Source organism: Henriciella mobilis, from assembly GCF_003576285.1.
Lineage (GTDB): Bacteria > Pseudomonadota > Alphaproteobacteria > Caulobacterales > Hyphomonadaceae > Henriciella > Henriciella mobilis.
This window is the reverse complement of record NZ_QWFX01000014.1, coordinates 153,312-167,534: the sequence shown is the minus strand read 5'-3', so window position 1 is coordinate 167,534 and position 14,223 is coordinate 153,312. Positions and strand designations below refer to the sequence as shown.

Annotated in this window: 11 protein-coding genes; 9 read left to right on the top strand and 2 right to left on the bottom strand. The window is 62.2% G+C overall.

The window, feature by feature from the left end; translation table 11 throughout:
- Positions 1-5 precede the first annotated feature (5 nt).
- Positions 6-1,280 (top strand): 4-aminobutyrate--2-oxoglutarate transaminase, encoded by a 1,275-nt coding sequence (gene gabT / locus D1223_RS15255; protein WP_119377295.1) that lies wholly within the window; start codon positions 6-8, stop codon positions 1,278-1,280.
- A 42-nt stretch (positions 1,281-1,322) separates the two neighbouring features.
- Here the strand turns inward: gabT and D1223_RS15250 are convergent, their stop codons facing one another.
- A complete protein-coding gene (locus D1223_RS15250; RefSeq protein WP_119377294.1) occupies positions 1,323-2,765 on the bottom strand; it encodes a spinster family MFS transporter in 1,443 nt (480 codons plus the stop codon).
- 194 nt (positions 2,766-2,959) lie between these two features.
- On the bottom strand, positions 2,960-3,850 hold the full coding sequence (locus D1223_RS15245; RefSeq protein ID WP_119377293.1) for a LysR family transcriptional regulator: 891 nt from the start codon (positions 3,848-3,850) through the stop codon (positions 2,960-2,962).
- 98 nt (positions 3,851-3,948) lie between these two features.
- On the opposite strand from D1223_RS15245, the gene D1223_RS15240 reads away from it, so the two are divergent.
- The 8 genes from D1223_RS15240 to D1223_RS15205 all read left to right on the top strand — a co-directional run bounded on the left by D1223_RS15240 (position 3,949) and on the right by D1223_RS15205 (position 14,188).
- Positions 3,949-5,520, top strand: coding sequence for a proton-conducting transporter transmembrane domain-containing protein (locus D1223_RS15240; RefSeq protein ID WP_119377292.1), 1,572 nt, complete (start codon positions 3,949-3,951; stop codon positions 5,518-5,520).
- Positions 5,521-5,548: 28 nt separating this feature from the next.
- Positions 5,549-7,957: a YbcC family protein gene (locus tag D1223_RS15235; protein WP_119377291.1), complete on the top strand. Its 2,409-nt coding sequence runs from the start codon at positions 5,549-5,551 to the stop codon at positions 7,955-7,957.
- On the top strand, positions 7,954-8,847 hold the full coding sequence (gene cysD, locus D1223_RS15230) for a sulfate adenylyltransferase subunit CysD (protein WP_119377290.1): 894 nt from the start codon (positions 7,954-7,956) through the stop codon (positions 8,845-8,847). The genes D1223_RS15235 and cysD overlap by 4 nt, the downstream gene beginning before the upstream one ends.
- A 464-nt stretch (positions 8,848-9,311) precedes the next feature.
- Complete coding sequence (locus D1223_RS15225; protein ID WP_119377289.1) at positions 9,312-10,238, top strand: hydrogen peroxide-inducible genes activator; 927 nt, start codon at positions 9,312-9,314, stop codon at positions 10,236-10,238.
- Between the two features lie 105 nt (positions 10,239-10,343).
- A complete protein-coding gene (locus D1223_RS15220) occupies positions 10,344-10,727 on the top strand; it encodes a hypothetical protein (protein WP_119377288.1) in 384 nt (127 codons plus the stop codon).
- Between the two features lie 306 nt (positions 10,728-11,033).
- Positions 11,034-12,242, top strand: a complete 1,209-nt coding sequence (gene nhaA / locus D1223_RS15215) for a Na+/H+ antiporter NhaA (RefSeq protein ID WP_119377287.1) — start codon at positions 11,034-11,036, stop codon at positions 12,240-12,242.
- A 239-nt stretch (positions 12,243-12,481) separates the two neighbouring features.
- Entirely contained in the window at positions 12,482-13,306 is an 825-nt protein-coding gene (locus D1223_RS15210; protein ID WP_119377341.1) for a delta-class carbonic anhydrase, read from the top strand.
- A 132-nt stretch (positions 13,307-13,438) separates the two neighbouring features.
- On the top strand, positions 13,439-14,188 hold the full coding sequence (locus D1223_RS15205) for a hypothetical protein (protein ID WP_147372867.1): 750 nt from the start codon (positions 13,439-13,441) through the stop codon (positions 14,186-14,188).
- Positions 14,189-14,223 lie beyond the last annotated feature (35 nt).

Here is a 14,223-nt window from a genome sequence, read left to right as displayed (position 1 = left end):
ACGCCATGAAAAACGAAACGCTCCTGAAATCACGTGAAGCCGCCGTCCCTCGCGGCATTGGCAGCATGCATCCGGTCTTTGCGAAGAGAGCCCTGAACTCCGAAATCTGGGATGAAGAAGACCGGCGCTACATCGATTTTGCGTCCGGTATCGCCGTGAACAATACGGGCCACAACCATCCCAGGGTGCAAGCGGCAGCGGCTGAACAGCTCGGCAACTTCTCCCATGTCTGCTTCCAGGTGACGCCTTACGCGCCCTACATCGAGCTGGCTGAGAAGCTATCGGCACTGGCACCCGGCCCCACACCGAAGAAGACCATCTTCCTGACGACAGGCGCTGAAGCCGTCGAGAACGCCGTGAAGATCGCGCGGGCCGCAACGGGCCGGCCGGGCGTCATCGCGTTCGGTGGCGGGTTTCATGGCCGCACGATGATGACGATGGCCCTTACGGGGAAGGTCGCGCCATACAAGATTGGCTTTGGCCCGTTCCCGGCCGATGTCTGGCATGTGCCGTTTCCAGTGCCGTATCATGGCGTCACCGAGGCGGACTCGCTGAAGGCGCTCGAAAACCTGTTCAAGGCCGATGTCGAGCCCGGCCGGATCGCGGCGATCATCATCGAGCGGGTGCAGGGCGAGGGTGGCTTTTACGCGGCAAGCCCCGCTTTCATGCAGACGCTACGCGCGATTTGCGACGAGCATGGCATCTTGCTTATCTGCGACGAAATCCAGACCGGTTTCGCCCGCACGGGCCGCGTCTTCGCGACCGAGTATGCCGACATCGAACCCGACCTGATGACGATCGCGAAAGCCATGGCCGGCGGTTTCCCGATCTCTGGCGTCATCGGCAAGAAAGATATCATGGACGCCCCCGCGCCCGGCGGTCTCGGCGGCACTTATGGCGGCTCACCGCTCGGCTGTGCGGCAGGCCTCGCTGTGCTCGATGTCATTCGGGAAGAGGGGCTTTGCGAGCGGGCCGTCGAAATCGGAGACCGGGTGATCCGTCACTGTAATGCGCTTCGCCAGTCGGACAGGGGGATCGGTGACATCCGTTCGCTCGGCGCGATGGCAGCGATGGAAATGATCCATAACGGCGATGCCTCGCAGCCTGATCCTGACCGGACAAAACGGATCGTTCACGAAGCGCGCGAGCGCGGACTTCTGCTCCTGTCCTGCGGTGTGCGGGCGAATGTCATCCGCTTCCTCATGCCTCTGACGATTCCGTTCGAGGTGCTGGATGAGGGCCTGGCGATTCTGGCCGAAGCGGTGAAGGCATCCCGGTAAGCTGGCGCGCTGACGCTGTCCCCAACGCCTCCCGCCCACACGCTAGACGGCCGCCATTGCCCGGCGATTGGCGTACAGGTCGCGGATGAAGGTCCGGCCCGCCGCGAGGAAGAAAAGGCCAGCGAAGGCAAACAGGCCGGTGGCAACCACGCAGGCCCACTTCACGCCATAGGCGCGCGCGTCGCGGCAGGCTGCGACGAGTTCTTCGGAGAGGCTTGCATCGGTCAGGCTGCAGGAGGCCGTGATCTGGCCGGCCAGGTCATTGGCGCCGATCCAGCTCGCGGACATCAGGTCGGCCACGATACCAAGGGCCGGCGGGCCGGCGCCATAGCCGATCAGATTGACGATGAAGAGCAATATGGCGACCGACGTCGCCCGTACGCGCAGGCTGACCACAGCCTGCGCAATGTTGTACTGCGCGCCGAGATAGAAATATTGCAGCACGCTGGCGACCATCAGCAAGACCAGCATCAGCGTGCTGCCGCCGACCAGGAAAGCGGAGGCATAAAGCGGGGCGCAGACCAGGAAGGCGATCCCCGGCACCCAGGTGGCTGCTGTCTCTGAACGTCTTGAGGCTTTCTCGGTCAGGAAGCCGCCGAGAAAGGCGCCAAGCGTGCCGGCGAGTCCGACAGGGGCCATGAACATGAGCGCCGTCTGCGCTGGTGTGTAGCCGTGCGTGAAGACGACATGCTGCGGTTGAAGGCCGACCAGGGCGTAGCCTGCAAAGGCGGCCAGGGTGGCGCCCGCGGTCATGACCCAGAAGGTGCGCTTCGAGACGATCTCCTTGATGGCGTCGCGAAAACTTGCGCGCTCGACTTTTTCGGTTCCCGGCGGATCGGAGTAGCCGCGGGGCGGCTCTTTCACGGTGAGCAGGAAGATGAGCCCGAGAAGGACCCCCGGCGCGCCGACAAAGATGAACGCTTCGCGCCAGGTGAATATATCGAGGATGACGCCGCCGAAGACCTGGGCAAGGACGCCGCCGGCCGTGACGCCCATGGCGTAAATGCCAAGCGCCGTCGGACGGGCAGCCGGCGCGTAATAATCGCTGATCATGGAGTTGGCTGGAGGCGTGCAGCCCGCTTCGCCGACGCCGACAAGCATTCGGGCAAGCAGCAGCGTGACGAAGCCTGTCGTGAAACCGCAGAGGACGGTGGCCAGCGACCAGAGGATGACGCAGATGCCGATGATCAGCTTGCGGCTCATTCGCTCGGAGAGGTTCGCGATCGGGATGCCGAGCAGTGTGTAGAAGAGGGCGAAACCGATGCCCGACAGCAGGCCGAACTGGAATTGCGAGAGCTGGAATTCGTTGATGATCGGCACGCTGACGACGCTGATCAGGATCCGGTCGATGAAATTGAAGGTGTAGACCAGCGTCAGGGACATCAGCACGAAGGACCTGTATCCGAACGTGCCAAAGCTCTGTCCAAGACGAGCCGTCGCGCTCTGGATAGGTTGCCCGGCCGGGCTCGAAACTGTTTCGCTCATGCTCTTGCTCAGCCCTACATCCCGGCGAACCGTCAGGGCCGAACCCGAAAACGGCCTGGCTTCATTCCCAAGGATCAGTGCGACGGGACGCTACTGGCTGTCTCATGATGAGAACAATATGATTTTCAGAAGAGCTTGATAGCTAAAGCCTATGGCAAAAGCGTCGGCATCCACGCCCGATGGCGTCCCGGTGCTCAGCTTGCATGCGCATCCAGCTCTCGGCTGGCGAACAGGGTTTCGAGCGCCGGGTTCGGCAACCGCCGTTTCATGGTGATCGCGGCAAAGGTTTCCTGGATCGCGCTGAGCTTGCAGGCCTCGACAAGCCGCCCGTTTGCAAGCTCGTCGGTCACGACGATTGGCGGCAGGATCGCAAGCCCGATATCCTCCCGCGTCAAAAGACGCATCATCGCCATATCGTCGACTTCCGCCGCCACGGTCGGTGACAGGGAGAGCTGTTCGAACATGACGTCCACGCCATTGCGGAAGCCGCTATCGGCAGTTGGCAGGATGACCGGTTCGCTGGACAGGAGTTCGATCAGATCGCTGCGCCCGCCAATCCGTTCGGGCGTGCCGACCAGGCTGATGTCCTGCTCTGCAATGATGCGTGACGACCACGGCGTTGCCGAATCGCGCAAGGGCACCTGATTGACCAGAACCACATCGAGCCGGTGTGCCTCCAGGGCTGCCAGGAGTTCGGCAATCGTGCCCGAACGGATTATCACCTCGATACCCGGATCCTGCACGGCCGGCCGGAGAAAACCGATCTGGAAGTTGCGCGAAAGCGTGGAAAGGGCCCCGACCCGCAGGATCTTCTTGCTAAGGCGTTCGGCATTGCGCAGCCGCCCGATCATTTCGTCGCCGGTGGAGAAAATCGCCTCCGAGTGATCAAGCGCGATCTGTCCTGCTTCCGTCAGCGTCAGCGACCGGCCGCGGCGTTCGAAGAGGGCATGGCCAAGGCTTTCCTCAAGCTTCTTGATCTGGGTGGACAGGGCGGACTGGGACAGGTTCAGCGACTCCGCAGCGCGCGTCAGATGCCCCTCCTTCGCGACAATCCAGAAATAGCGCAGATGGTTGTAGTTCAGCAAAACCGTTCTCCAAAACAGAACGAAAAGAGAGATATATTGTATTATACTAAACAATAGCGCTTTGCTAGCGAGGGGCCATCAGATTTTGGAGACCCGGTATGTCGCTCACGCTCATGTTGCTGCTCGCGCCCTCGGTCGCGCTCGCACTGCTCGCAATCGTTTCTTTCTTCCAGACCGCACCATACCCGCCCATCCGCAAGGCGATGCCGTTTGCCGCCGTCCTGATCGGTGCGGCTTCGGTCAGTTCGCTGGCGGTCTATGCCTGGACGGGCGCCGCAACCCTGCCGCTGAGCATTTCAGGTTTCGACCTCATGTTCGTGCGTTTTGACCTGGTCAGCGCGGTTCTCGTTGCGCTGGTCGGCTTCGTGGGCGCTATCGTGCTGGCCTATAGCGGGGAATACCTCGAAGGCGAGGCAGGACAGGGACGCTTCATGTCATGGCTGATGCTGGCCATGGCGTCGGTCCTGATGCTGGTCATGTCGGGACATCTGATCCAGGTTTTCGTCTTCTGGGTCACAACGAGCCTTTGCCTTCACCGGCTACTGCTTTTCTATCCCGGCCGGCGGGGTGCGCAGAGGGCGGCCCGCAAGAAGTTCGTCTTCGCACGCGCAGGCGATCTCCTGCTGGCGGGCGCAGGCATCCTGCTCTGGATGCATTATGGCACCGGCAACATTGCCGAAATCAATGAAATGGCCCGCGCCGGTGGTGAGCCAGGCAGTCTCGCCACGACGATGGCAGCGCTGATGCTGGCCGGAGTCGCGATCCTCAAATCGGCGCAATTCCCGTTCCATGGCTGGCTGACCGAGGTCATGGAAACGCCGACGCCCGTGTCTGCTCTGCTCCATGCGGGAATCATCAATGCCGGCGGCTTCCTCCTGATCCGCTTTGCCGACGTCATGCTGCTCGCGCCGGGTGTCCTCGCCCTGCTGGTTCTGGTCGGTGGCTTTACGGCGCTTTTCGGCGGCCTGGTCATGCTGACCCAGCCAGCCGTGAAGACATCGCTGGCCTGGTCGACGATCAGCCAGATGGGCTTCATGATCTTCCAGTGCGGCCTTGCGCTTTTCCCGCTGGCCCTGCTGCACATCGTCCTGCACTCGCTGTACAAGGCCCACGCGTTTCTGGGCTCCGGCGACGCGGTCAAGCAGGTCGCATCCATCCGCCGGCCCGGCCCGATTGCCCTTCCGGGGCTGCGGACGGTGGGCACGGCCTTCCTGACGGCCATCGCGATCTATGCCGCCACCACGTTGCTTGTGGGGCTCGAAGGCAAGTCGCCGCAGGCGATTGCGCTCGGCGCGATCCTAGTCTTCGGCGTGGCCTACATGCTGGCGCAAGGGCTGGCCGACAAGGCGCCGCGTCAGCTGGGACTCTACACGGCAGGCTACTCGGTGGCAGTCACGCTGGCCTACTTCGCCCTGCAGTCGGCGGCGGCTTATCTCGCCTATCCGACGCTTCCCGCCCCGCCGTCACCCGACGGACTGGAATGGGCACTGATCGCACTGGCGCTGTTCAGTTTCGCGCTCGTGGCCTTCGCGCAGGCGACCTTCCCGCTCTGGGCGAGCCATCCGGCTGTGCGCGGCCTGCGCGTCCACCTCACCAACGGTTTTTACATCAATGCTGTCTGGGACCGCATCCTCGGCGGCTGGCGCCATTCCGGCCGGGCCCGGTCCTGACAGGCCTTCGCGAACAAGGATTGAAATCATGAGCAAGACACCCTCAAAGCACCTCGCTGCCGTCAACACAGCGATCGATGAAGCCGCGCGCACCATCCCGCCCATGTGGCCGCTCGAAGCGACCGTCGCCGTCAATCCCTTCCTCGGCTCGAGTGTGGCATCGCTGGGCGCGACCCACGCCAGGTTCGCATCCATGACAGGACAGTCCCTGTTCATGAAGGAGGCCTGGTTCCAGCAGAAACTCGATAGCGGCAAGATTGGCGATAGCGACCTTGCCAAGGCCATCAAGGCCTACGGCGCCGGTCCGGGGCTGACGCCGGAAAAGATCCGTCAGCGCCTCAGGGCGAAAGACGCAACCGGGGAAGGGCGCATTCCCACTGTGCTCGACCTCGCCGGTGAAGGCAGCGGAGTGGACCTGCGTGCGATCATGACCGACCGCGTCACCGCCTGGGCATCGAACTATTTCGATGAAGGTCAGGCGCTGTGGCAGGTGAACGGACGCGGCACTGTGTGGTCTTCATGGCGCGCCTTTGCGACCAATGACCTGACGCCGGAAGTCCTGGGGCTGAGCGATTTCTGCCAGTTCGCATCCAGCCTGCCAGATGATGCGGCCCACTTCGTGGCGTCCATGACGCAGGAGCTTGGCCTCAAGGACGCGGCGCTGCCTGCCTATCTGACACAGCTTCTTTTCGATCTCGGCGGCTGGTCACAACTAGGCCGCTACCGGCTGTGGAAAGCAGAGATGGCAGGCGAAACCAGTCCGGTCATGACCGAACTGCTCGCCATTGCGGTGGCGTGGGAAGTCTTCGCCTTCCGCGCACATGGCGAGGCAATCGCCCTCGACTGGAAGCGCGCCTGCCGCGAGCGGGAAAATTCGGGCAAGCTGCCACAGCACGCCCAGCTCCTGGAAATCCTGCAGTACGCGCTGGATCATGCTGGGCAGCGTGAGCTTGAAGCGACGATGGCCGCGCCTCGGGACGCCGGACGGGTTGATCAGCGGCCGGCTATTCAGGCAGCTTTCTGTATCGATGTCCGCTCGGAAGTCTTCCGCCGCGCGCTGGAAGGCGCGTCCAGCTCGGTAGAGACGCTGGGCTTCGCCGGGTTTTTCGGTCTCGGCGTCAATCACAAGGCATTTGCTTCCGACACGGAAGAGCACCGCCTGCCGGTCCTGCTTAACCCGTCCCTGAACACGGTCGAAACGGTTGAAGACAACGCCAAGGCAGATCGCGAGAAGCGTTTCCGGCTGCGGGCTGTCCGGGCCTGGGGGCGGTTCAAGCTGGCAGCGGTGTCGTCCTTTGCTTTCGTGGAGTCGGCTGGTCCGATCTATGTGCCGAAGCTGCTGCAAGGCGCGCTCGGCCTGAAGTCCGGCAAGTCGACGCGGTCGCCCGTCCCGCGTATCGCGGAATCCATGCCGCTCGAGGCCAGGACAGACGCGGCAGAGACGATCCTGCGGGCGATGTCGCTGACGCGGAATTTTGCCCGGCTTGTTCTTTTGGTCGGACATGGCGCTGCGGTCACCAATAATCCGCATGCCAGTGCGCTCCAGTGCGGCGCCTGCGGTGGGTATGCGGGCGACGTCAATGCGCGCCTGCTTGCTGGCCTGCTGAATGAAACCGCCGTGCGCGCCGAGCTTGAAAAGCGCGGCATTGTCATCCCCGAGGACACCCATTTCGTCGGCGGTCTGCATGATACGACCTCCGATCAGGTGTCGCTTCACGACGACACGCCATCGGCGGCGCATTCCAAGGACATCGAGGCGGCGAAAGAGCTGCTCGACCTCGCAGGTGAGCGGGCCCGGGCCGAGCGGGCACCGGCACTGCCGCGCGTGGCACGTCCGGGCAAGCTGAAGCGCCGCGGCAAGAGCTGGTCCCAGACGCGCCAGGAATGGGGCTTGGCCGGCTGCAGCGCCTTCATCGCAGCGCCCAGGTCGCGGACCGCAGGAAAGGACCTGTCAGGCCGCTCATTCCTGCACTCCTATGACTGGCGCGACGATGAAGGCTTCAAGGTGCTTGAGCTCATCCTGACTGCGCCCGTCGTGGTCGCGAGCTGGATCAATCTCCAGTATTACGGATCAACGGTGGCGCCAGAGGTTTTCGGGGCGGGCAACAAGCTGCTTCACAATGTCGTGGGCGGATTTGGCGTGCTCGAAGGCAATGGCGGCTCGCTGCGCAGCGGCCTGCCGCTCCAGTCCGTCAGCGATGGTATCGACTTCCGCCACATCCCGGTTCGGCTTTCGGTCTGTATCGAGGCGCCGCGCGAAGCGATCACCGAGATCCTGAACCGGCATGAGAGCGTGCGCGCGCTGTTCGACAATCACTGGCTGCACCTGTTCGCGATGGATGATGCCGGCCATCTCGCCTGGCGCTATGCCGGTGACGGTCAGTGGGAACAGGCCTTCGCGACGTCGCCAGCCGTGCATGACGAGGTCGCGGCATGACCGACCTGACGCATCTCGACCGGCTCGAGGCTGAAGCCATCCAGATATTGCGGGATGGCGTTGCCCAGGCTGACCGTCCGGTCCTTCTTTTCTCCGGGGGCAAGGACTCCACGGTCCTCGCGCACCTGGCGCTTGAAGCGTTCCATCCCTCGCGTCCGCCCATGCCACTCCTGCATGTGGACTCGACCTGGGAGTTTCGTGAGGTGGTCGAGTTCCGCAACCGCTTCGCGGCTGAGCACAGGTTTGAAATCGTCCTGCATCATAATGAGGAGGGGCGCAGGCAGGGGCTGAACCCGGTCGAACATGGAGCGCTCTACACCACGATCATGCGAACGGACGCGCTGAAGCAGGCGCTCGATGCCGGCAATTATGACGTCATCTTCGGCGGCGCCCGGCGCGATGAAGAAGCCAGCCGTGCCAAGGAGCGCATCGTGTCCGTCCGCAGTCCCGGGCATGGATGGGACCCCCGCCGGCAAAGGCCGGAACTCTGGTCGCTCTACAACTGGCGCCGCTCGTCCGGTCAGACACTGAGGGTCTATCCGCTGTCGAACTGGACCGAATTCGACCTGTGGGCGTACATCCTCAAGAAGAACATCCGGCTGTGTCCGCTTTATTTCGCAGACAAGCGCCCGGTCTGTCTTCGGCAGGGCCAGCGGATCGTGATCGACAATGAAGCGCGGGCTGAAGCGCTGGGCCTGACAATCGACGCGGAGGAACATGTCCGCTTCCGCTCCCTCGGCTGCTGGCCGGTGACGGCGGCCCTTCCATCGACGGCGTCCGATCTTCGTTCCGTCGTCAAGGAAACGCTCACCAGCGCCAACTCGGAGCGCAATGGCCGGATTAGTGATGAGGGCTCGCTGGAAAGCCAGAAACAGGCTGGCTATTTCTGATGGCGCTATCCGCCTTTGCCGCGCGGCGGGCTGCCCCAGAGGCCAAATTTCAAGGTCCGAGATATCGGGCGGGGCAGTCTTCCCTGAAAAAAGAAAACCGCCTGGAAACAGTGTTCCAGGCGGTGTCCAGATCAGGGATGTGCAGGGGTGGGGGAGGTAAGGGGCTGTCCCAGTCTGGAGAGTGTTCAGCACCCAAGAGCGCCGGAGAGAGAGGATCAGGCGTTCAGAGGCGCTGCGTAGCGTTTTCGGCGTCTCATGCGCCACTGACGCCGCAGGAATGCGGGCGTCACGCCTTCGATGAGCTGACGCGTGCGGTCAGCGCTGGGAGGATTTGAGCCGGGCAAGTTTTTCATTTTTTTCTCCTTTATCGACCGTTTCGTTGCGGTCGACCTTGATTTGGATCAGAGTCAGGAATAGTTCAAAACGAAAATATCTCTCCTCTCCATAGCCATGGATTATGAAACATGAGACCGACGCTTCGACAGCTGCAATACCTGGTCGCCATCGCAGATACCGGGAAGTTCGGTGACGCTGCCAAGCGTGTGAATGTCAGCCAGCCCAGCCTGTCTGCACAGATCGCGGAAATGGAAGCGCATCTCGGGACCGTGCTCATCGAGCGCGGCCGTCATGGCGCCTTCATGACGCCAACAGGGGAGGAAGCGGTTCGGCGCGCGCGGATGATCCTCAGGGATGTCGAAGACCTGAAGGCCGTCGTGCAGTCAGGCAGGGCATCGCTGGCCGGCCGGATTCGTCTCGGCGTGCTACCGACGATCGGGCCTTACCTGCTTCCGGCGGCGACGCGGCATCTGCATGCCAAGTATCCCGATTTCCGTCTCAGCGTCCGCGAGGAAAGAACAATCGACCTCGAGGCGCACCTTCATGATGGCCGGCTCGATACCGTCATCTCCACCATCGAGGACCATTCCGACGCCGGTCACGCGCCGCTTTTCGAGGAGAATCTGTGGGTGTGCGCGGCCCCGGATGACGAGCTGGCCCAGTCGGCCGGGGATGTGAAGCTGGCTGACCTGAAGGGCCGTTCCCTGCTGACGCTCGGCTATGGCCACCGCTTCTACCACATCATCCAGTCTCTCGCCGAGGCTGCCGGGGCCCATGTGAGCAGCGAGTATCAGGGCACCAGTCTCGATGCGATCAGGCAGATGGCGGAAATGGGCGCCGGCGTTGCGGTCTTTCCGAGCCTCTATGCCCTCACTGAAGCTCGCAGGGACCCTGATCTTGTTGTGCGCAGGATCGACGATCCGATGGCGCGGCGCGAAATCTCGCTCATCTGGCGGCAAACATCGCCGCTGGCCGACCGGCTTGAGAAACTGGCCGAAGAGCTGCGCGCAGCAGCGGTTTCGGTCCTGGTCGGGCGGGCTGGAAGGGTTTCGTGAGTGCGCAGTTATTGCATAGTCTAAAGCAATCAGCTGAACTCATTATTTGAATTTTCAAAATCTATAGCGGGCCACAAATATGAGGCGACTTGAAAGGAGTTGCCCATGTTCTCGCCACCCCGCCAGGCGCCCGTCCCGGCCAAGCCCATACGTCTTGCCTACCTGACCCATGGAAAGGCCGGGCAAAGGAAGGCCGCAAGAGCCCTGCCCAGATCACCGCGCTCACCCGACGAATTCTGGTTGCTGGCGCGCTGGGACAGGTCTCCCCGCTCTCTCTTTTTTCACACGGAATCGCTGATCAGCTGGGCGCCGATCGAAATACTGGGTTTGCCCCAGCCGGTAGAGGATGAGACCGGCGAGCGCTGGATGCTCTGCAGGTTCCGCTATTTCGGGCCGTACGCCGATCGCAACCGGCTCGTCGACAGTGCACGCAGAGGGCTCGAGCGGATGACCCGCTGGAAAGAGGTCTCCGAACTGGCGTCTGACTGATCGCCGCCGTCCGATTTCTGCCGCGGGATTTGTTCCCCCTGATCCTGGCCGGACGAGGCCGTTCATAACGCAATGTCCCGCCAAGAGCGCCTGTCGGCGGGCCATCAATACCTTCCTTCGCAGCTGCGGCTTGAAGCATAGTTTAAAGCTATTGTTTCCTTAGAAAGTGAAGATTGGATCAGATGAACCAGGGCATCCAAGTCTCCGTGGCAGCGTCAAGGGAGCGCACCGTTCCGCTCGGGTCTTGTGATCTCGATCTGGGGCTCCCGTCCGACACATCCTGAAACCAATCCCGAAAGGTGGGGCATGACCTTTATAGTTGCACGCATACAGAACTTCCTGCGGCTGGAGTCCTCCGCTGGCATTTTGCTCATGATCGCGGCGGTACTGGCGCTGGTCGCGAGCAATTCTCCGCTTGTAGGCTATTATACCGGCCTGCTGTCGACCCCGGTTGAAGTCCAGGTTGGCGCGCTTGAAATCGCCAAGCCGCTTATTCTCTGGATCAATGACGGCCTGATGGCGATCTTCTTCTTCCTGATCGGCCTGGAGATAAAGCGTGAAATCCTGCAGGGCGAGCTGTCGAGTTTCGACAAGGCAGCGCTTCCCATATTTGCGGCGGTTGGCGGTATGGCCGGTCCGGCGCTGGTGTTCATCGCGCTCAATGCGAACAGCCCGGAAAGCCTGAATGGCTGGGCCATTCCCGCCGCGACCGACATTGCCTTTGCCCTGGGCGTGCTGATGCTGCTCGGCAGCCGCGTGCCGGTATCGTTGAAGATCTTCCTGCTGGCCATCGCGATCATAGATGACCTTGGGGCCATCATGATCATCGCGCTCTTCTATACGGCGGATCTCTCCCTCATGGCGCTTGGCTGGGCCGCGCTTGGTGTCGCCTCGCTGGTGGCGCTCAACAGGATGGGGGTGAAGACGATCGCGCCCTATGCGCTGATCGGCACATTCATCTGGGTCTGCGTCTTGAAGTCGGGCGTCCATGCGACGCTGGCCGGTGTCGTGACGGCCCTGGCCGTGCCGATTTACGGCAAGACGGCGGACTCCCAGTCGCCGTTGCACAAGCTCGAACATGGGCTGCATCCATGGGTCGCCTATGGGGTCCTGCCGGTCTTCGCGTTTGCCAATGCCGGCGTGTCGTTGTCCGGCGTGTCGCTTGACGATCTCCTGTCGCCGCTGCCCCTGGGGATTGCTGCGGGCCTGTTCGTCGGAAAGCAGATCGGGGTCTTCGGCGCCACCGTTCTCGCGGTGAAAGCGGGCATTGCGCGCCGTCCGGAAGGGGCATCCTGGATGCACCTCTATGGCGTGGCGTGCCTGACCGGTATCGGCTTCACCATGAGCCTGTTTATCGGAACACTGGCGTTTGACAGCGCCGCACGGCTCGATCAGGTCCGCCTGGGTGTCCTGCTCGGCTCGCTCATGTCGGCCCTGATGGGTGTCGCCATGCTGATGATGGCCGGGGCCGAGCAGCGGCGGACCGGCGCTTCGTCTGTGCAGCTCGCCAGCTGACTTCATTCATTAGGCGCATTTGCGGCCCGCCATCCTGCATAAGGGATGGCGGGTCATTGCCTTTGGAGCGTCGCTCTTTGGCCGTACCCATATTATAGCTAAAAACTATCGCTTCTGTATTTTCTTGGTATTTGTCCTTTTGTTGCCCGTCTTCATCTCTTGTCCCGGTTTCTCGAAAACCAGGTCAATCGGAGAAAGACAACATGATGACGAAAAGGAAAGTCGCAGCATCAGCGATAATGGCATCCTGTGCCCTGGCGCTGGCAGGCTGTGCGAATGAGACAATTGCGGCAGAAACGGACGCGGCAACGGAAGCCGATGTGTCGGCGCAAGTCGAAACGGTTGAACAGGCCGGCCTCTGCCTCGACGCCGGGCCGCAGACACCGCGCGACATTGCGGGCGTGTACGGTCTCAATTCAGTGACCTTCCCGAAAGCCCCGCCATCCACCGAGATGAACCTCTGCAACATCCACACGCATACCAATGCCGAGCACAAAGGGCCGGACTTCAGCGTGTTCGTGAATGACAGTGACTATGGCGGCTATGCCTGCAACGCGACACAGGACCTTACCGAAGCCGAGCTCACGCCTGTAGAGGGCGCCTATGGCAAGGTGAAGCCGGGTGACACGATCGAGGTTCACTGGGTGCACACGACCTGCGACGCTGCGCCGGGCGAAGGCCTCGGGGCGTGTGTCCCGGAAACCTGCACCGATCCGCTGCTTCGTGTTGAGGCGCAGGTCTTCCTCGTGGTGAACGACGAGTCTGCAGCCGATTTCACCGAGCTGGCGGCGGTTCGCCAGGCGGGCGGCGTCTGGCAGCCGGGTGGCATCCCGTCGAGCACGGGCACGCCGGTCAGCTTCCGCGGCTCGACCACGGGGCCGAGCTACAATCAGATGCAGTGCTCACCCGCACAGGTCACCTGGAGCGTCCGCCCGCAATGCACCAAGCTCGACATCAACTCGCTGCATGCCTGGGCTGAAGAAGGCAATGTCTTCAACGAAACCAAGTCGCACGGCGTTCGCCAGCTTGTGACGGCACCGGAACTCCTTTCTCCGATCGAGTAAGCCTGAGCCGGCGCAGGAAGAAGGGGCCTGCCATCCGCGCAGGCCCCTTCGATTTTTTTAAACCAGGTGACGGCTCGCGCCGTATCGAAGGTCTCGTCCAGCAAGTGAAAATAAATGAAAGCGTTGAATTTCATGACCACCCGATTTTTCAAGTTTGTCGCCACGATCAGCTTCGTGACCGGCCTGGCAATGCTGCCGGCCCAGGCGCAGTCCCTGACGGGTAATGTCGGCTCGGCAGGTGTGACGAAAGCAGAGCAGTCGGTCGAGGCGCGTCTGGGGCTGGATGATGAAGGTAATGCCGCAAGCCGCATTCACTACGACAATGCCTTCACCGACTGGTACCAGCTCCGCCTGATCGGCTCCTTCTCGAAGCCTGACAGTGAAGACTGGGATCTCACAGGCCTGACCGTCGAGAACTGGTTCCAGTGGAGCGAGGAGCAGGCAGACAATTCCGGCTTCAATGGCGGGCTGAGATTTGCCTACGGCTTCGCCAAGGATGACGGCCCTGACGAGGCCGAAGTGCGTCTTACCCTGACGGACAAGTTCGCGGGCGACTGGGAATGGCGGTCGAATCTCATTGCGGAGATCGAGGCCGGGGACGGCAGCGACGGCGGCGTGGACCTCGAGCTGCGCGGACAGATCTCGCGCGCCGTAAACGTTTCGGCGCTCGGCTCAGATGACTGGCGGCTGGGTGTTGAAGTGTTCAGCGAGCTCGGCAACAGCCGCAACATTCCGGGTTTCGACGACCAGGCCCACCAGGTCGGGCCGGTGGTGAAGATCGGCTGGGACAACGGCGTTTTTGTACAGTCCGCCGTGCGCGTCGGGATCACCGGGGGCGCCGATGACAGCATGGCCAAGCTCTTCATTGGCCGCGAATTCTGAAGCACAATGCGATCCGCGGGGACGGCGCTCGTCTC